Below are 19,876 nucleotides of genomic sequence, written 5' to 3' on the forward strand. Positions count from 1 at the left end.
TATAGATTGGACAAGTTTTAAAAACAAACCAAGGACTATCCCTGAAATCAGTCCGCCGACTACTGGTTTTATTTTTGTATTGATAGGACTTCTTCCCCCTCTAAATATTCATAAAATCTATATTAGATTCATTCGTTACCTATTCGGGATAAATATAGGATATTCCTTTTGGGAAATAGAAAAAGCAGATCTAAAAGACCTGCTTCCTTCAGTGATACAGCGACTTTACTCTCTCAAGGTCGCTGATCAATTCATTTATCTCGGACTGCGTCAATCTGACAAGCATCTGGTCATAAAGTGTAACTATTTGCCCATCAGAATCTCTTTCGTGTTTTATCAAGTAATTATACACTGCCTCCATCTGGCACTCTTTAAAAATGGATTGGGTTTCAAAGCTTTTTACCCGCTGCAGAGAAAATTCATTTAATGATTGATCAAATTCACCCGAGATGATCTTCCCCTCGACAAACATTCTATCACTCCCTTTGTATGGTGAAGATATTTTCCCCCATACCAAGGAACAAAACACATTGAGTTAGCCGAAAAATTTCTCATACTCTTCTTCAAGTAGTCGAGGATTTAATTCCTCGTATGCTAACTCCTTGGAAGTGATACAAAGTCCCGCGCAAACTGTTCCGAGCTTAAGCGATTCCTCAGTAGATTTACCCCTTAAAAACCCGTATAAGAAGCCTGAAAAAAAGCTGTCACCTGCTCCGTTCGCATCTTTGTATCGATACTCGTTGATAATCGGAGTTTCAAGCCATTCCTGATTATTTGTCAGAGCCGTTGCCCCATTCTTTCCGTGTGTGCAGACAACCAGTTGTTTGCCCAAAGATATCCACTTTTCCATCATCGGTTTGTAATCAGGCATATTATCTGAGCTAACGAATATAAAATCAGCAATCTCGATAAAATCATCGTGATAAGGGTTGCCTGGATTATAGTCGTGCAAATCGGTCCACACGGTTTTTTTGTATTGTTTTAATAATGGGATTAGCTGCTTTGTGTAAGCAATGATATTCAACACAACCAAATCAGCCTCTTTGATTAGCTGCTCGATCCTGTGCAAGTTCAAATGCAATTCTGATGATGACTGGGTAACAAATATCGATATTCTATCTCCCTGGGGACTCATCAAATTGACATGTCTCTCTGTCCCCCGAGGGTCATGGTCATAAACAAAATCGACACCGACTTCATCCAGTTTCTTTCGGATTTTCACTCCATACTCATCATTTCCGATAATGGAATGGAGTGTAGCAGGCACTTTCAGCTTGGAAAGGTTCAGTGCTTTCCCCGCGCCAGTAGAACCCAAAGTCTCAGTATATGCTGCATAATGGATTGTTTGCGGCACCGGATCTGGAAGTTTATCCAGATGAATGACCGAATCGAATGTAGTTCCACCTATTATAAGAACATTGCCCAACTTATATTCCTCCTTTTCCAATCAGTCCTCAATAGATTAAGCAACAAAACCTTTTTTTGTAATTCGAGCATAACAGATAATACTCTTGATTTTATTGATCTCTTTGTCCACTCGTTAACAAATTACAAAACAATCTTTGACTTTATGGATTTCTTTATAGGGGAGAACACCCAAATGAGGGAAATTGGTCAAATAATAGCCACCCGTCTCATTTCAACAGGTGGCTTTTGGTCGCTGGTAGAACTAATTGATGTACTATCAGACTAATTTCATGATTTTTGAAGTTAAAGTCTTCTGTTCACCTTCATTACCCCTGGTTCGTTGGCCTGATGATGATTTCATTTACAGCAACTGATGCGGGCTGAGAAAGTGCATAATGAACTGCATTTGCAATATCTTCACTCCGTATAGAAGGTAGATCCGGGTTCTCAAATATAGGCTTTACTTCTTGGTCAACAATTAAATTTGGCAGCTCCGTATCTACGACACCCGGGGAGATCGTGGTAGTCCTGATATTCGATTTGGTCAATTCTTTATTAAGTCCCTCCATAATCACCCTGGCAGCAAACTTTGTTGCACAATATACTGTTCCTGATGGGAAGATTCCATGTCCGGCAACGGAAGATGTCGTGATGATGTGACCACTGTTTTTTTCAAGCATATGAGGAAGTACAGCACTTACACCGTGTAAAACTCCTTTAATGTTGACATCAATCATTTGATCCCATTCTTCCACTCTATTATTTTTCATATAGGAAAGCGGCATGATTCCAGCATTATTAAAAAGCACATCGATTTGGCCATAATGTTCAAGTGCGAAACCAGCCAAATTTTGAACATCCTCCAGTGAAGTGACATCGGTAACTTTATAAACAGCTGTGCCGCCAAGTGATTGGATTTCCTCGGCAAGCTCTTGCAATCGTTCTTTCCTCCTTGCAGCAAGAACAATTTTCGCACCTACACTTGCTAATTTAACAGCAGTTGCACGACCGATCCCACTGCTAGCCCCTGTAATAATTACAACTTTATTTTTAATTACCGACATAATTGCCACCCCTTTTTTTATTAAAAGTTAATAAGTTATGAGCCTCTTTAAGTGCATTTTTCAATAAATAATTCACTTTATTAACCTGCCTGTTTATAGAGTTGTTCAACAAATAAAACTCATGTGTCCCCTTCTCCAAGGAAGCCATTCTATTAATTGAGGAGAGCGAGGGAACTGGCAATAAACCAACAGCCGGATCATGTTCGAAAAGGTCATTACTTACATAATTAAGAGGAACAAGACTACGTGAAATTGCCATGATTCTCTTATTTATTTCCTTCTGGTCTTCAACCAACAGCGCCGAAGTTGGTAAAGTAGATTGCACCTTCATGATTACTTCTTCAAGTTCATTTAAACGTTCCAAGGTTAAGTCCAGATTCACTTTATCTCCTGCTGTTTCTTGATATTTTTTTATCGTAACTTTAATTTCTAGAACCGCAGCCAATTGGTTGATCGGCACAATAGGATCGGTTAAAACTTTATAGATTGAGAGAACATAGATTTCACAATCGCGCTTTAAATTGGCAGGATGGATTTTATCAATTGTGTCTTCAACTGTATGCCACCACCAACCGAACCCTCCTGCCTCTTTTCCCGCAAAAACTTGAAACACTTTTTGGGACATCGGGTCATTAGATAGTTGTTGTTCGGACATTCCCATATACAAGGATGGAACTCCCGCTCCCCAAAAAGATTGGTCAGCGTACTTTCCATATCTGCTGCCAACATAATCCTGACCGGCTAATTCCTTCACATAGAGAGACGCAATATCTTTAGTTTCACTCATACAGTTACTCTCGCTAAGGATAGTAGCTCCTTTTCCTCCGACAGAATCAATATAGAAATGCATGACGCAATTCTCGTGGATTTCTTCCCAATGCTGATCACAGTAGGCCTGTGAACCAGCATATCTGCCATGAGAATGTCCTGACCAAAAAGCAAAACGAATCGATCGTTTCATTTTGTTTTTATATTTTGACAGCACTCTCGCGACCTCTAGCATAGTCGCATTTGCAGATCCGTTATCCATGGCTCCGTAATGCCACGAATCGATATGGCCACTGAATAAGACAAAATGCTCTGGTTCTTCTTCCCCTTTAATTTCGGCGATTAACGTTGGGATTGCTGTCCATTTCGTTTCAACCTCGGTATGTAATTCTACCTGGCTCTTCCCTTCAGCAATCGACTTTTTTAGGATTTCACCAGAGTCATCATTTACTGAAACTACAGGAATCTTCGGCATTTGTGAGATATTTTCGGCAGTGGGACTTCCCCAAACAGTTGAAACAATCATTTCATGTGTATATGGTCCATTTATAAAGACGACGGCAAGGGTTCCGGCATCACTAAGCTTTGCTATAACTTCTGGACTTGCAATGCCTTCTACAACGCTAATTTTGCCCTTGCAAAGAGAAAGCTTACCATCTGTATAATCACCAATATAAACGGATTCTCCTAATAAGCCGCCTTCTTTGGTGGACGGTGCCATTGAGTGAGTAATACAAGGCACATCGATATCCCCAATCTTTAAGCTAGCTTTACGTGGAAGAGAAATGTACGCTTCGTGAAAAGAAAGTTCAGTCTCTAGCCCAAAGCTTTCCAAAGACTTTTGGGCAAATTTGAACGCACGAAGCTCTTCTTCAGATCCTGACAGTCTTACCTCTTTGGCAATTTCCCTGTTATAATCCATTAGTTGATTTGCATTTATGTGGGATATTATTTCTCTTTCAATCACCGTCAACTTTTCCAAGGTTCTCCCTCCCATTTTCATTTAATACTGAACTCCACTCTCGATCCAAAATACTCATCTCATAATAACTCCAATAATCGTTCACGATTCTCGATGCTTCTCTAATCAATCCCTCTGTTTGAAAACCCATTTTCTGATAGAGTTTAAGAGCTGGGGTATTGAAATCATATACAGCAAGGCTCACCTTATGAAGTCCAAATTGTACAAATGCTATATTTAACAGCTTATTGACCATTAAAGGAGCTAAGCCCTTGCCTTTCATCTCCTCATCACCAATTAGGACTCGACACATTCTCGCATTTCTATTATGAAGATTGATTGAACCAAGCGAAATATGCCCGATTACCTTCGATGATTCAACGTGGACAACCTTAAAAGCCTGAATCTCTGAACCCACTTTATTTGCTTCACCCAAATACTTAATGAGCTGTTGGTGCGTCAGCGGATAGGTAAATCCTGTCCCGCTCCATTGCAGTAGAAATTCAGGACTATCAATCCAGCTTATAAGTTGTGGGATGTCACCTTCTGTAAAGTATTTCAATTCGATCATGTTGATGAGCCTCTTTCACTTTAATATGAAGGCTCTTTTCTCAAACTTTGTTGCTATTGACAACAAAATAGGATTAGATAACCTATGTTTCTTCACAAAATTAAAGATTATTAGGAGAAAAGAGCTTGCACACTTAATACCGAACTACAAAATAGCTTTTTTCACGTTAAATCGGCTTTAGGATTTTAACAACAATCTTTACGAAAACAGCCTATATGAATGAAGGGAGCAGGTTTAAACCATTTCAAAACCTGCCCTCTCTTAATTATTTGGACATTTTATGGAAAGGCACATACCATGTATTCATTGGATTCATTTCAAATCCTTTTACATAATCCTTTACAGGTGCGCTTTCCATCGTTTGTGCTATAAAGGCGTAAGGAATTTCTTCTGCCATGATTTTCTGAACGTCTTCATATAAATCTTCGCGTTTTGCTTCATCAACAGTAGTACGTGCTTCTTCTAACAGTTGATCAACTTGTTTATTGTCATAAAATGCTGTGTTAAAGCCCGGCCCTTTACTTGAGGAATGCGCAAAATACCATAAGTTATAATCAGGGTCTGCAAAGTCAGGTGTCCAAGCGCCTAAGGAAATATTATGGTTTCCTGAAGTTATCAAGTCTAGATAAGTAGGCCACGCGTATTCTTTTATAGTTACTTTTGCACCAATCTTTGCCAAATCTGATTGGATAGTCACGGCCATGTTTTTATAAACCTCATCATTTTCTGAAATTGAAATTTCAAATTCAAGCATATCTTTATAACCAGCCTCTTCGATTAATTGCTTTGCTTTTTCTAAATCATAAGGATATAGAGGAGTATCCTTAGCAAAACCGAACATCCCCTTAGGAACTGCCGAGTTAACCCTAAATGCATTCCCAAGATAGATATTTTCTATAATCGCTTCATAGTTAACAGCATGGACAAACGCCTTTCTAATAAGAGGATTATCAAATGGAGCTTTCGACATGTTCATGTCTCCAAATACTAGTTTGTAGCTTGGAGAAGAATGAACTTTGATTCCATTTTTGCCGTCCATTTCTTCCAGAGTCGCTGGAGAAATAGTGGTAGTGTCCAGCATATCCACTTCACCTTTTTCCAGCATGATTCTTGCTGTCGATGCTTCTGGTATAACGAGTATATTGACTTTCTTCAAAGTTGGCTTTTCTCCCCAATAGTCTTCATTTGCAGTTAATACAAGTTTCTGCCCTCGGTCCCAGCTTTCAAGTTTATAGGGTCCTGATCCCATTTCTTTATCAGCAAGGTATTCTTCTCCTAGATCTTCACCCTCATGTTCAGCTAGTTTCGGATTGACTATATTCGCATAAACAGTTCCTAAAGTTTTAAGAAATGGAGCATATGGATGTTTGAGATTGATAGTGATCGTATGATCATCGACAATTTCGAAACTATCTTCATCAATTACTTTTTTAAACTGTCCCGCTGCTGATTTACCTACTTTTAATGCTCTTAAGTATGAATATTTAACCGCTTCGGCAGTAACTGCACTGCCGTCATGGAATTTTGCGTCCTTTCTTAAATGGAAAGTATAACTCAGTCCATTGTTTTCAATGTCCCATTTTTCCGCCAGCATTGGGGAAATTTCTGTGGTGGTACCATCATAATTAACAAGTCGATCATAGAGCATATAAGTTATTCTAAAAGATGTATTAGCTCCGGTTCCGTGAGGATCTAAGTGAGGAATATCCTGATTGGTTGCAAAATTGAAGACTTCACTGGCAGTGTCAGATTGTGGTTTGTCTTTTTGATCATTCGATTTTGTTGTAGCCTCTTCATTGTATTTATTACACCCAGCTATTAATAAGACGGAACAAAGCAGCAATATAAATAATACAAAAGGTTGACTCTTTTTCATCCTCAAACCCCTCTCTTCATTATCTTAGGACATCATCCTCATATAGCTTCTTCAAATCCATTAGATTATCCCATGACATTTGCTTGGCCCCTTGCTCTAACTCTTTTATTCTTTCAATTACAAATTTAGTTAGAGGGAAGGACAAATTATGCTGTCTGCCAATCTCTAATATTGGAACTAAATCAAAATCCACCTCTGTCTTTCGCCTTCTTATGGCAATGTCCCTCCATATTCCACTTTTTTGTTTTTTATTTTTTGCCATCCAAGTCGAAATACGATCAAATTCTGCATTTAACAGTTCTTGTTTTTGGTTTTCCCTTGGAAAGATTAATTCCGGCCTCCATACATCAAAGGAATGGACATTCACGTTCTTTACGTGTGCTGCTTCAAGTGTTTCAGCACATAGCTCAATAAGTGCTGGCCTGAATTCTTTCCTATCTACGACAGTGGCCATAGTCTCATCTACTAGGGCGGTTGCATACAATAATGCTGCATATGACAACTTACTCCATAAATATCCCAATATATTATGCGTTTGTTTAACTGGACCCCAATGTTCCAATATATTTTTCAACACTTTCAATCTATCGGTAGATGTCCCGTTAAATTCTCCTATCGCAACAGAGGATACCCCACCATACAAAATCCGGCCTGGCTCAAGATAATCTGCCGAAAAGTTGACAAAACAACATAGTGGCTCAGACACCTTCTTTTGTACGGGAACTTTCAAATCTATTAATCCGTTTTGAAAAGATACAATTGTTGCGTCTTTGTTGATCAATTGGCAGACCTGGTCCAATGCCTGTTGAGCATGGTGGGCCTTTGTGCAAATAAAAACCCAATCAAGCTGCTTGTTTCTTGCTATTAATTCTTCTGGTGTATACGCTTCTCCTTTGACTACAAATTCTTCTGCCGGACCCTCTATCCTTAATCCTTTATACCTGATGTGATTTACATGTTCTTGCTCAATATCACAGAAAACTACATTTACACCTGCTCTCGCGATATAGGCGCCAAGAACCCCTCCAATTGCACCCGAGCCAATAATCGTTATTTCCATTCATTCACCTCCACTGAGTATATTTTTTTGAAGGTGAAGCCACAAAAGCCTCACCTTCTACCTTTATTGTTTCAACGTGTTAAAAGCATCGAATTCTTTTCCGTTCAACTTGCTGATCGCTTTGATAAAAGTATTCGTTGTATGTGGTGTGTCATAGAGAATGGAGAAATACTCTTCTCGTTTTTCTTTAGGAGTTTCTTTATAGGCGTTTCCTACCATCCAACGGCCATAATAGTAGCAAGGGAAATAAGTTTTTTGAATAGGATCTGAGAAGAATCGGAAGGCATTGTTTGCTTCAATTTCGGTTATACCGCCTTTATTGATTAAATAATCTATTGTTTCCTCCTTTGATACCTGGCCAAGGTTATACATATAGCAGGCATTAGTGGTGAACATCCTTTGGTAATCGAGATAATTCCTTGCTAGTAAGTACTGTTGCTTCTGCTCATCCGTTACACCAGGTGTTTCTTCGTTTACATCATCCCAGCCAAGGAAGCTTAGGGCTGTTTCAGGTCCACCTTCAAACAATGCATTGGTAGGACTGTTGATTAAGTAGTACGAAGCCTCGAGTGGAAGCTTTCCCTGCTGGAATAAGTAATCCCATCGGCAATAGAATGCCTGGTGTCCAGGATAGCCTTCATGCGTCATAATTTGTGCAAGGATCGGTTCTGTCCATGGGCGGTCAATATTGAAGGTTAAGTTTCCGCGATAGCTGCCGGTATATTTGGAATACCCGCTCCAGAACACTCCTCTGATTGGCTTGATCCAATCGATCCCATCTTCCTCTGGAAGCCCTATTACCCTTTTCAAAGTCCCTTGCTTGCTGTTTTCACGGAAGTTTTCTGCTACGGTTGTCACCTGTTCAGGCTCAATCAATGTATCAGAACGCCAGGCAGTAGCTTTTTCAAATAAACTTCCTTTGTACCCAAGGTCTGACAGCCCTTTTTCAACCAGCTGCCTAGCATATTCTAGCTGTTGTTCAGTTATCAAGGTGGATGGCAACTCCTGTATGTTCGCAATCAGTTCTTCATATGGAACATTGTCACCCTGCAGGCTTCGAGCAAAATAACGAAACCCGTTCGCCATAGCTCTCATATATTCTCCTTCATGTCCTTCTTTCGTTTTGAGTGCACTTTCTACTTCATCCAGAACGTCACCAATCTCATCGAAGCTGGAAAGCGTCGGCTTCAGATTACTGTAACTAGCCGTGGCAACCTCCTGGCTGTGTAATTTTTGAGCCTGTTCATTCAAACTGACGACAACATCAACGATTTTTCCCCCCACTGGTTCATCAGTCCATCTCAACATCTGCTTCTCTTCCTTAATTGACCGATTCATATGCAACCCTCCATAGATCTTCAATATCGGATAAAACTAGTTCCAGCATCATTTCATATAATCTTTCGCCTTTTTCGGCTGTTGCTGCTCCTGCATTGCCTAGATAGCCATCCTTAAATAACACCTTGCCTGATTTTTCGTACTTGATTTTCGGATTCATATTTACCTGATGGTCACCAGCAAGACTAGGATCAGCAAGCTTCTCATCAATAGCAAGAATTAATGAAGTCTCGTCTTCTCCACCGTGGCCAGGTCCTTTTGTGATTTCAAGAATTTGTTCACGGTAATCCACCCACCAATTGATGGTTAAAACCTTCATCCCTAGGTCAGCAAGCTTTTCGGCAACAGTCGTTAAGCTTGGAATATTGCCTCCGTGCCCGTTGAACAGGACAATTTGTTCAAAACCATTCCGGTGAAACTCCTTCCCGATTTCATAGACATATTGAGAAAAAGCCTCAGCAGAAATATCAATCGTCCCTTCAAATGGGGCAAGACCCCAAGAATGACCGTAAGCAACTTCAGGGGCCATCAATACTCTGTCTCCAATCCTCTGGTCAAGCCGTCGGACAAACTCACGTGGAATCCATACATCTGTTCCGAGCGAACAATGAGGTCCATGCATTTCAATCATTCCAATTGGCAGCAAAACAGTGTCTACGGAAGATTTAATTTCCTTGAATTTTGAGGCTGTTAAATCCATCATGTACATTATGTCAGACCCCCTTTATTTGTTGGCGTATCTCTGGATAATTTCAGCCATCAGTGCGGCCCTGTATGGGAGATTAGATAAATCAACATGTTCCTTCTCTGTGTGGGCTCCATCACCAAGCGGGCCCAGTCCATCGATTGTCGGAATGCCTATCCCTGAGGTGAAGTTGCCGTCGCTCGCTCCGCCTGAAGACCCTTCATTCAAATCATATCCGTGTGATGCGGCGATTCCCTTCAACTCGTCATACAATTGAATCACTGCCTCCGTCCGTTCAAGAGGGTATCGATCGATTTCTCCAATAACCTCGACCTTTGTTCCTTTTACAAAAACAGGCCTGTTCAAGATTGCTTCTGTAATCTTTTCTGCCTGTGCTTTTTTGGTGATGCGAACATCAATTTCTGCCACAGCTTCCTTTGCAATGACATTCCCTCGGGTACCGCCTTTCACTACACCGACATTCACCGAAATGCCTTCATCACGATTTTCAAGCTTTTTCAAATCCAGGATTTGATAAGCCAACTCTTCGATTGCACTCGCACCATCCCATGCATTGATCCCAGCATGAGCTGCAATTCCTTCGACTTTCATGAGGAACTGCGCAGCACCTTTTCTTATGGTTTTTACTGCACCATCTGGTCCGATGCTTGATTCCGGAACAAATACGACTGAGCTTTTTTCAGCTTCCTTGAGGATAATTTCCTTCGAATGGGTACTGCCAACTTCTTCATCTGTTGTAACCAGGAAGGTAATTTTCTTGTTAAGTTGAGCACTCGTTTCTTTCAATGCCTTTAATGCCCATAGTGTAATAGTGAGGCCGCCTTTCATATCAAAGACCCCTGGGCCATAAAGCAAGTTTCCTTCCTGTCGTATTGGCAATGCCCCCTCATCCCATACTGTATCCATGTGGCCAATCACTAGAATCTGTCCTTCATCGCCACCTTTTCCATATGTAAATTTGTATTGATTGCCAACTTCTATTTTTTCAATCATTTCAACGGAACTCCCTACTAATCTCTCGAATTCCTCCCCCAGAACTTGACCGCACTTATCTACCAGATCCTTTGTATGGGAAGGAGATTCAGCCTTTGTCAACCTAAGCAAAGTGTCAGTAATGGAGTTACTGTGTTCCTTAAGGTAGTTTAAAATATCAGACATTCACTTTGATTCCTTTCATTGATTTGCCCAACAGTTTTTCTAATTTCGCTGCTGTTTCAATCAGTCTATTGTCGTCTAAACATCTTCCAACAAGCTGTAGTCCAACCGGAAGATTATTCTTTGTAAAACCTGCGTTAATCGTCATAGCTGGATGTCCTGTAACATTGAATAAACCGGTAAATTTCATTTCGTTATCATCCTCAAGGGCTGGATCCTCTTCAGGTGCAGGATAAGGAACAGTAGGCATGAGCAGAAAATCCACGTCTTCCAATACTCCGTCCACATCCTTTCTCGCACTCACTAATTCATTTTTCGCTTTCAAGTAATCAAGAGATCGATGAACCAAACCAGCCTCAATCTGTTTATATGTTAAAGGAGCATACTCTTCTTTCCTGGAAAGCCATCTTTCATGAATTGAAGCCGCTTCCGGTAAAAGCACATTCATAACGATCTCTTCTGTAAAATCAAAGTACTTCAACTCGATTTCCTCTACAGTCCATTCTAGTTTCTTTACATGTTCTAATGCCTCTTTATAAATTCTTGCTACCTCTTCGTTTACATCTGAAAATTTGTCAGCCGGAAGAATTCCGATAATTACATTTTCATTTTTCGGAAGTTTTGCAAAGTGAAAACCCCGCACAAGTGCTTCCATAACAACCATTAAATCTTCCGAACTTTTAGCCATGGGACCGACATGATCGAGTGAGGGCGATAAAGGAAATATTCCTTCGAGCGAAAGTAAACCGTATGTCGGTTTTAGCCCAGCGATTCCACAATAAGAAGCAGGAATCCTTATTGAGCCCCCTGTATCTGATCCAAGTGAAAATAATCCTATCCCCGCTGCCACGGATGCAGCAGATCCGCCGCTAGATCCTCCAGCAGTCTTTCTCAGGTCCCAGGGATTGTTTGTCTGCCCATACTCCGGGTGAACAATTCCATAAGCAAACTCCAGCATATTCGTTTTACCAATGAGAATGGCTCCGCAATTCTTCAGCCGTGATACCAATGGAGCAGTGGTGTCAGGGATATACCCCTTAAGGATCTTGGACCCGCACGTCGTCCTGACTCCTTGTGTATAATAAAGATCCTTTACGCTGTATGGAATGCCGTATAAAACATGCTTCACTTCATTTCTTAAAAAAGCAGCCTCAGCCTCTTTCGCTGCTTCCTTGGCTTCTGATTCCATTACCGTAATAAAACTGTTAAGTTTTGAGTCAACTTCTTTAAGCCTTTCGAAGGTGCTTCCGACTAGTTCAACAGGCGACAATTCCTTTCGCCTGTATAACTCAGCCACTTCCAAAATCGTTAAATCGGACCACTTTTTCATCATTCATCACCTATTGCCAGTAAAGGATCAATCCTATTTACCGGTGCTGTTACCAGGAAGAAATCGACCGCGACACGCCTCAAGTTCCAAAACTTCCACATTGCTTTCCCTCCTGAATTTGATTGAATAAAACGACCGCATACGATAAAGTCCTGCGGTCGTTTTACTGGAATTATTCTTTCGTCATCTTCTGGAACGGAACATACCATGTGTTCATTGGATTGATTTCATACCCTTTTACCCAAGACCTTTGAGTAGCCTGGACAAGACGCTGTGCAGGGAAGATATAGGGAACTTCTTCGCTCATGACTGCCTGGATTTCCTTGTAGATTTCCTCACGTCTGCCTTCATCGACAGTCTTTCTGCCTTCTTCCAATAGCTGATCGACTTTGCTGTTTTCATAGAATGCAAGGTTAAAGCCTGGGCCCTTACTAGTAGAATGAGCAAAGTACCAAAGGTTGTAATCCGGGTCAGCATAATCCGGTGTCCATGCTGCCAGGGCTAACTGATGGCCTCCTGATGTAACAGTTTCAAGGAATGTCGGCCATGCCAATGTCTTGATTTTCAAGTCAACACCGATCTTTTTAAAGTCTGATTGCATCATGACAGCAATATTCTTACGGACTTCATTGTTCTCGGAAATCAGGATTTCTGTCTCAAAGCCGTCTCCGAGTCCTGCCTCTTCAAGTAAGGCTTTTGCTTTATCAAGGTCAAAATCATATTGTTTCACATCAGGGTTATAGCCAAACATTCCTTCAGGGATGATTCCGCCGATACGCTTACCAGCTCCAAGAAGAATATCATTATTAATAGAATCGTAGTTTACGGCGTGTGCCAATGCCTGGCGCACCTTCACATTATCAAGAGGTTTCTTCTCCATGTTAATCGCGATATCGTCAATCTGGTATCCAGGCTGTGTGATGACGTCGATCCCCTCTGTACCTTCCATTTGTTTCATGACATCAGGAGATAGCATAGAGTAGTCGAGCAAATCCACTTCGCCTTTTTCAAGCATTAATCTTGCAGTTGAAGGCTCGTTGACAATCATGATGTTGACAGTTTTTAATTTAGGTACTTCTCCCCAGTAATTCTCATTTGCTTTTAAAACTATTTTCTGTCCGCGATCCCAGCTTTCAAGAATGTATGGACCAGAACCGTAGCCCTTATCTGCAAGATAACTTTCACCTAAATCATCGCCATGATTTTCAGCAAGCTTTGGATTGACGATATTGGCAAAAACAGTACCAAGTGTTTTGATGAACGGTGCAAATGGCTTTTCAAGAGTAATCTTGATTGTATGGTCATCAACAATCTCGAAGCTATCCTTTGAGATAACCTTTTTAAATTGTCCAGCAGCCGACTTTCCAATATCAATTGCACGAGTGAATGAATATTGAACAGCTTCAGCTGTTACAGGAGTACCATCATGGAATTTCGCTTCCTTGTTCAGATAGAATGTGTAGGTCAAACCATCATCGGAAACATCCCACTTTTCGGCCAGTTGAGGTTTAACTTCAGTATCTGTTCCATCATAAGTAACGAGGCGATCATAAAGCATATATGTTACACGGAACGAAGTATTAGCAGCAGTGCCATGTGGGTCAAGATGAGGTATATCCTGGTTGGTGGCGAAATTGAAGACTTCTGGATTTCCAGAACCCTGTGGTTCTGCTGGCGTCTCGTTCTTTTCTTCTTTCTTTCCTTCTGCTGGTGTAGTTGTCGTCTCTTGGTTGTACTTATTACATCCAGTCAAAGCAAGTAACAGAATCAGGGTCATGGCCATCACTTTAAATAAGATACTCTTCCTCTTCATTTGTTTCCCCCCAGATTTTTAATGGATTTTTTACTTGCAAAGCTTTAAAAGGCAGGAATCACCCCTTTCAAAGAATTGTAATTACCTATTTTTAGGATCTAGCAGATCTCTCATGCCGTCACCCAATAAGTTAAAACCTAAGACAGTCAGCAGGATTGCTAAACCTGGGAATGTGGCTGCCCACCAGGCATCCCGCAGTATTTCCCTGCTCGAGGATAGCATCGCTCCCCACTCAGGTGATGGAGGCTGTGCTCCCAAGCCGATAAAACTTAGTCCAGCTGCAGCCAGGATAACGAATCCTAAGTCCAGGCTCGCCTGGATACTTGCAGGAGCAATCGCGTTAGGAATGATTTCTTTAAACAGAATCCTAAAAGGGTTGGCTCCGATCGCCTTTGCTGATTCGATAAACTCAGAGCTCTTAATTGACAGGACTGATGAGCGTACAATTCTTGTATACCATGGCCACCAGGTGATCGCTAATGCAAGCAGGACATTTTCAATCGACGGTCCGAGAGCAGCAGCAATGGACATTGATAGGATGATTCCTGGGAAGCTAAGAAAAATATCAGTAAGCCTCATGATGACCTGGTCCACCATACCACCGACATAACCTGCGATGGCTCCCAGGATGGTGCCGATTGGAAATGAGATTAAAACGACCATTAATCCAATCTTTAAAGAGATCCTTGTTCCAAAAATAATCCGGCTTAATATATCTCTGCCTACTTCATCCGTACCGAACCAATGCTCTGAACTTGGCGGCAGCAATTTTTGTCCAAGGTTTACCTCCAGAGGATCCCTAGGGGCTATCCAAGGTGCGAATATAGCCAGAATAATGATCATTGCTACCAGGAAAATCCCTAACACTGTTAAAGGACTTTGTAAAATCCGTCTACCCACTTTTACTGCCTCCTTTTAATCAAGACTCTTTTCTCTAACTTTGTTGCTTTTGGCTACCAAATTTGATTGAATGACCTATGTTTCTTTACAAAATTAAAGCCAATTATGAGAAAAGAGCCGGCACACTTAATTCCGAACTACAAAACTGCTTCTTATCACGTTAAAATCGGCTTTAGGATTTTAACAATAATTTTTTTCGTAAACAGCTTTAATCATAGTTAAGTCGAGGATCGACAACCTGATAGAGTATATCGATAATAAGGTTTACGAGAATGAAGAGTACGGCGATTAAGATCGTAACGGCCATAACAGCTGGAAAATCCAGATATGTAATGGCATTGACCGCATACTTCCCGAGTCCAGGCCACGAAAACACCGACTCAACGAGGACACTTCCGCCCAGCGAATGACCAAAGGTCATTCCAAGGAGTGTCATGATCGGCATCATTCCATTTCTCAATGCATGGCCGTAAAGTACTCGCTTCTCTGATCCACCTTTTGCAAAGGCTGTTCTGATATAATCGCTTCTTAAAACTTCGAGCATGGATGATCTTGTCATTCTTGTAATCATCCCGATGGTAACGGCCGCCTGGGTTATGCCTGGGAGTATTAAATGGATCACTGCTGATTTAAACACTGTCCAATTTCCTGTAAGCAATGCGTCAATCGTGTACATTCCGGTAATTGTCTCCGGTGGTGCCAGCCCAGTATCTAACCGTCCTGAACCGGGTAGCACCCCGAGCTTCAGATAGAAGAATAATAGAAAAATGATTCCTAGCCAGAAGGCTGGCATCGCGACACCTATAAGGGCCATGACCCTTGCAAATTGGTCAGCTACTTTATCTTTCTTGCTCGCACTTATGACACCCAAAGGTATTCCGATTAATATCGTGATAAACATCGAGAAGAATGTTAATTCAAGAGTTGCCGGAAAATATTGTTTAATGTCCTCCATTACTGGCTGATGGGAGTAGTTACTGTTACCAAGATCCCCTTGGAGCAAATTTTTCATGTAATTGAAATACTGTACATACACAGGATCATTAAGGCCCATTTTTTCCTGCAGTTCCTCGATTACCTTCGCATCTGCATATGGACCAGCCGCTAAACGAGCTGGATCACCGGGAATAGTATTTGAGATAAAGAAAGTCAAAATACTAATACCAATTAAAATCGGAATCATGAGCAGAATTCTTTTTACCGTGTAACGAAGTGCGTCCACCTACCCCGCCTCCTTTAAGTTAAGAAATATTAATCTTTGTCTTCTCACTCTGCTCATGATGTACATGAATACATGAAGCCCAGTGACCCATTGCTTTTTCCCTGAGTTCAGGAGATTCCTCTTTACATTCAGGAGTTGCTACCGGACAACGTGTATGAAATGCACAGCCTGTCGGAGGGTTGATTGGGCTTGGCAGGTCTCCCTGCAAAATGATTCTGTCTCGCTTTTTTGTCGGATCCGGAATCGGTACGGCTGTCAGCAGCGCCTTTGTATAAGGGTGCAGCGGATTCCTGTACAATTCTTCGACATCAGCGATCTCAACTATTTTTCCTAAATACATAACAGCTACTCTATCGGAAATATGCTGTACAACAGAAAGGTCATGAGAAATGAACATATAGCTTAAGTTAAGTTCCTTTTGCAAATCCACCATAAGATTCAGGACCTGGGACTGAACTGAAACATCAAGCGCTGATACAGGTTCATCTGCTATAATCAATTTCGGGTTCAATGTGAGTGCACGTGCTATGCCGATCCTTTGCCTCTGTCCCCCTGAAAATTCGTGAGGAAATCGGTCAAGCTGGTCTTTGCGAATGCCGATTTTATCGATCAGGCCTTCGACTACTTTCCTTCTTTCCTGTCTATTTCCTACTCCATGAACGATAAGCGGAGTTTCAAGGATTGCACGGACAGTACTCCTTGGATTTAATGACGCATAGGGATCCTGGAAGACAATTTGCATATCCTTCCGCAATTCCTTCATTTCCTTCCTCGGAAGATGGGTAATATTTTTTCCACCGAAAAAGATATCTCCAGACGTTGGCTTTATTAACTGGAGGATCGTACGGCCCAGACTTGATTTTCCACAGCCAGATTCGCCAACAATCCCTAACGTTTCCCCCTGCTCTATGTGAAAGCTTACTCCATCCACGGCTTTCACTTTTTTCTTTTCACCCAGGAATCCCTTTTTAATTGTGAAGTGTTGCTTCAAGTCCTTCACTTCCAGAAGAGCCATTCATTTCTCCCCCCTTTTCTTCGTATAGCCAGCAAGCTGCAGTATGCTCCTCTCCTACACTGCTCATTGGAGGTGTCGTTCCTTTGCATACTTCCATTGCTGAACTGCAGCGTTCATAGAAGCGACAGCCCTTCGGCATTTTATCTGGTGATGGAACCATCCCAGGAATAGATCCAAGCTTTGCTTTTTTAACTCCTAATTTCGGTATTGATTCTAGAAGACCTTTTGTATAAGGGTGTTTAGGATTGATGAATAGTTCCTTGACATTGGCCTGCTCGACAATTTTGCCGGCATACATAACAACAACACGGTCGCAAACCTCTGCGACTACACCAAGATCATGGGTGATCATAATAATTCCCATCTCGTTAACATCTTTAAGATGGTTCATTAAATCGAGGATTTGTGCTTGAACGGTTACATCAAGAGCAGTTGTTGGTTCATCACAGATCAATAGACTTGGGTTGCATGCCATGGCAACTGCTATCATGATTCTCTGTCTCATCCCGCCAGATAATTGATGAGGATATTCGGAAGCAATTTCATCTGCTCTCGGTAATCCTACTTCATTCAAAAGCTCAATCACTCTACGTTTCCGCTGCTCCTTATTTAAATCTGTATGAAGAATAAGTGTCTCTTCAATCTGTCTGCCTACAGTATGAAGAGGGTTCAATGACGTCAGCGGATCCTGGAAAATCATCGCCATTTTATTGCCTCTAATTTTCTCCATTTTCCTCTTTGAATAGGAGGTTATATCTTCATGATCAAGTTGAATAACACCTTCAAGCTTCGCTTTTTCAGGTAATAGTCTCATGACCGATAATGCTGTCATGCTTTTCCCACAGCCTGACTCACCTACAATCCCTACTGTCTCTCCTTTTTTCACCTGAAGAGAAATCCCATCTAAGATTTTTACGTATTTTCCATCTCTCTTAAGAGATAGTGACACGTCATTCAGTTCTAGTAACATAAAAACACCACCTTTATATTGTCAGAAGGCCTTTTACCTCTTTTAGTTCATTCAATGCGTGAACATAATGATCGGAAAACTCCCTGCTGACTCTATCTGTATCCTTTGCCTTCAAAGCTTCAAGCAATTTTCTGTGGTTTTCTACAACAAGCGCTGCTCTCGCAGGAAGCTTGTTGGCTACAGTTAAAAACATCGCTCCAACTTGTGTATCCAACTGCTGATGCATATGGATCAATCTTTTATGTCTGGAAGCACTGACGATTAATCTGTGAAAGTCAATATCACATCTTGCTTCCGTTTCTAAGTCCCTCTCATCCATGGCATTCTGGAATTCTTCCAGAAGAAGTTCAAGTCTGCTAAAATCCTTATCTAATAGATTAGGGATTGCGAGGCTTGCAGCCTTTGCTTCCAGCAAAGCCCTAAGTGTATATATCTCATATGCATCCTGAGAAGAAAGAGTCGTAACATGTGTTCCCTTATTAGTTTCATGTTTGATTAACCCTTCATTTTGAAGTAATCTCAGAGCCTCTCTTATTGGGCCACGTGATATATTAAGACTTTCAGCAAGCTGGGCTTGGTTCACTTTTTCGCCAGGCTTCAATGATCCATTCAGAATCATTTTCCTAATGATTTTCGCTACATGATCAGAAAGATTTTCATGATTTAACTGCATATTTTTTCTCCGCTTTCGTATAGTCCTTTTAATTTATATAAGTGATCCCAATCCATTTGAGTTGAACCGGTTTCAATCTCTTTGATAAGACTCACAAGCAAATCCGTCAACGGCATTGGTACTTGATGTTTTGCTCCCATTTCTAAAATTGGGACTAACTGTGAATCAATTTCTGTTTTTCTTTTTCTGACAGCCAAGTCTCTCCATATGCCGCTTTTTGTTTTCTTGTTTGCCGCCATTCTTTGAGCTAGTTTTTCCAGCTGATTATCGAGCAGTTTCTGATCACGAGTTTCTCTAGGGTATACAAGCCCAGGGACCCAATCATCAAAACCGATTGGCTTGACTCCTTCCTTATCTGCAACCTCTAGTATTTCGGAACAAAGTTCCATCAATGTTTCTCTAAGATCCACTTTTCTTACAACAGCCGCCATTGTTTCATCAACTAAAGCAGTCGCGTATAAAAGTCCTGCATAGGACATTTTCCCCCAGAGATAGCCCCAAATGTTATTCGTAACCTGGGCTGGTCCCCAGCATTGGAGAACCTTTTGCAAATCAGTGACTCGCTGGCTGATTTCCCCATCCAATTCACCAAGATAGAGCGCTGCAACTCCGCCATAAAGGATCCTGCCCGGCTCCAAGTAATCTGCTGAAAAATTAACAAAGCAGCCAATCGTTTTATCTCTTCCTACCAAGCTGGCAATCTCGTTTTCGCATAACCCATTTTGGAAAGAAACAACTTTGGTTTCATCTCCAACAAGATGTATAAATGGTTTCAGTGCTTCTTTTGTATGCTGTGCCTTAACACAGAGGAACACCGTATCCAGAACTGGCTTTTTTTTAACTAGTTGTTCGGGTGTATAGGCGTCACAGTCAACGGTAAATGTTTCATCAGGCCCCTCGATTCTAAGACCGCGGTTATTCATGACATGAACATGTTCTAAATCTTTATCGCAAAAAGTTACTTTGTTGCCCGCTCGCACAAGATGAGCCCCTAGCACACCACCAATCGCGCCTGCACCAATCAATGTGATTTCCATTAGACTCCTC

The 19,876-nt window shown here is 41.3% G+C and carries 18 protein-coding genes; all 18 read right to left on the reverse strand.

Features of this window, described 5'->3' with window-relative positions:
- Nucleotides 1-208: 208 nt before the first annotated feature.
- The gene (locus TY49_RS06310) at nt 209-472 is read right to left on the reverse strand and encodes a hypothetical protein (RefSeq protein WP_041965063.1); all 264 of its coding nucleotides are present in this window, start codon (nt 470-472) and stop codon (nt 209-211) included.
- 63 nt (nt 473-535) lie between these two features.
- The gene (locus tag TY49_RS06315; RefSeq protein WP_041965064.1) at nt 536-1,426 is read right to left on the reverse strand and encodes a carbohydrate kinase family protein; all 891 of its coding nucleotides are present in this window, start codon (nt 1,424-1,426) and stop codon (nt 536-538) included.
- 307 nt (nt 1,427-1,733) lie between these two features.
- Nucleotides 1,734-2,471 (reverse strand): SDR family oxidoreductase, encoded by a 738-nt coding sequence (locus TY49_RS06320; protein ID WP_041965065.1) that lies wholly within the window; start codon nt 2,469-2,471, stop codon nt 1,734-1,736.
- Nucleotides 2,458-4,206 (reverse strand): M28 family peptidase, encoded by a 1,749-nt coding sequence (locus tag TY49_RS06325; protein ID WP_232310393.1) that lies wholly within the window; start codon nt 4,204-4,206, stop codon nt 2,458-2,460. Before TY49_RS06325 ends, TY49_RS06320 begins: the two co-directional genes overlap by 14 nt.
- Nucleotides 4,199-4,771, reverse strand: a complete 573-nt coding sequence (locus tag TY49_RS06330) for a GNAT family N-acetyltransferase (protein ID WP_041965066.1) — start codon at nt 4,769-4,771, stop codon at nt 4,199-4,201. Before TY49_RS06330 ends, TY49_RS06325 begins: the two co-directional genes overlap by 8 nt.
- A 265-nt stretch (nt 4,772-5,036) precedes the next feature.
- Nucleotides 5,037-6,647, reverse strand: coding sequence for an ABC transporter substrate-binding protein (locus tag TY49_RS06335; RefSeq protein ID WP_041965067.1), 1,611 nt, complete (start codon nt 6,645-6,647; stop codon nt 5,037-5,039).
- A 19-nt stretch (nt 6,648-6,666) separates the two neighbouring features.
- On the reverse strand, nt 6,667-7,707 hold the full coding sequence (locus TY49_RS06340) for a ketopantoate reductase family protein (protein WP_041965068.1): 1,041 nt from the start codon (nt 7,705-7,707) through the stop codon (nt 6,667-6,669).
- 63 nt (nt 7,708-7,770) lie between these two features.
- On the reverse strand, nt 7,771-9,045 hold the full coding sequence (locus TY49_RS06345; protein WP_041965069.1) for a hypothetical protein: 1,275 nt from the start codon (nt 9,043-9,045) through the stop codon (nt 7,771-7,773).
- Complete coding sequence (locus TY49_RS06350) at nt 9,029-9,754, reverse strand: creatininase family protein (RefSeq protein ID WP_041965070.1); 726 nt, start codon at nt 9,752-9,754, stop codon at nt 9,029-9,031. Before TY49_RS06350 ends, TY49_RS06345 begins: the two co-directional genes overlap by 17 nt.
- 15 nt (nt 9,755-9,769) lie before the next feature.
- Nucleotides 9,770-10,909: a M20 family metallopeptidase gene (locus tag TY49_RS06355; RefSeq protein WP_041965071.1), complete on the reverse strand. Its 1,140-nt coding sequence runs from the start codon at nt 10,907-10,909 to the stop codon at nt 9,770-9,772.
- The gene (locus TY49_RS06360; protein ID WP_084135400.1) at nt 10,902-12,239 is read right to left on the reverse strand and encodes an amidase; all 1,338 of its coding nucleotides are present in this window, start codon (nt 12,237-12,239) and stop codon (nt 10,902-10,904) included. The genes TY49_RS06355 and TY49_RS06360 overlap by 8 nt, the downstream gene beginning before the upstream one ends.
- Before the next feature lie 169 nt (nt 12,240-12,408).
- Complete coding sequence (locus TY49_RS06365) at nt 12,409-14,049, reverse strand: ABC transporter substrate-binding protein (RefSeq protein ID WP_041965073.1); 1,641 nt, start codon at nt 14,047-14,049, stop codon at nt 12,409-12,411.
- Nucleotides 14,050-14,130: 81 nt separating this feature from the next.
- Entirely contained in the window at nt 14,131-14,949 is an 819-nt protein-coding gene (gene nikC / locus TY49_RS06370) for a nickel transporter permease (RefSeq protein WP_041965074.1), read from the reverse strand.
- Between the two features lie 208 nt (nt 14,950-15,157).
- Nucleotides 15,158-16,171 carry an ABC transporter permease gene (locus tag TY49_RS06375; protein WP_052442108.1) on the reverse strand — a complete coding sequence of 338 codons (1,014 nt, stop codon included), beginning with the start codon at nt 16,169-16,171 and terminating at the stop codon, nt 15,158-15,160.
- Between the two features lie 19 nt (nt 16,172-16,190).
- Nucleotides 16,191-17,186 (reverse strand): ABC transporter ATP-binding protein, encoded by a 996-nt coding sequence (locus tag TY49_RS06380; protein ID WP_041965075.1) that lies wholly within the window; start codon nt 17,184-17,186, stop codon nt 16,191-16,193.
- Entirely contained in the window at nt 17,140-18,156 is a 1,017-nt protein-coding gene (locus tag TY49_RS06385) for an ABC transporter ATP-binding protein (protein WP_041965076.1), read from the reverse strand. The genes TY49_RS06380 and TY49_RS06385 overlap by 47 nt, the downstream gene beginning before the upstream one ends.
- A gap of 13 nt (nt 18,157-18,169) precedes the next feature.
- Nucleotides 18,170-18,829 carry a GntR family transcriptional regulator gene (locus TY49_RS06390; protein WP_041965077.1) on the reverse strand — a complete coding sequence of 220 codons (660 nt, stop codon included), beginning with the start codon at nt 18,827-18,829 and terminating at the stop codon, nt 18,170-18,172.
- Nucleotides 18,820-19,866: a ketopantoate reductase family protein gene (locus TY49_RS06395; RefSeq protein ID WP_041965078.1), complete on the reverse strand. Its 1,047-nt coding sequence runs from the start codon at nt 19,864-19,866 to the stop codon at nt 18,820-18,822. Before TY49_RS06395 ends, TY49_RS06390 begins: the two co-directional genes overlap by 10 nt.
- Between the last annotated feature and the right edge of the window lie 10 nt (nt 19,867-19,876).

It is taken from the genome of Mesobacillus selenatarsenatis SF-1 (assembly GCF_000813125.1).
Taxonomy (GTDB): Bacteria; Bacillota; Bacilli; order Bacillales; family Cytobacillaceae; genus Mesobacillus; species Mesobacillus selenatarsenatis.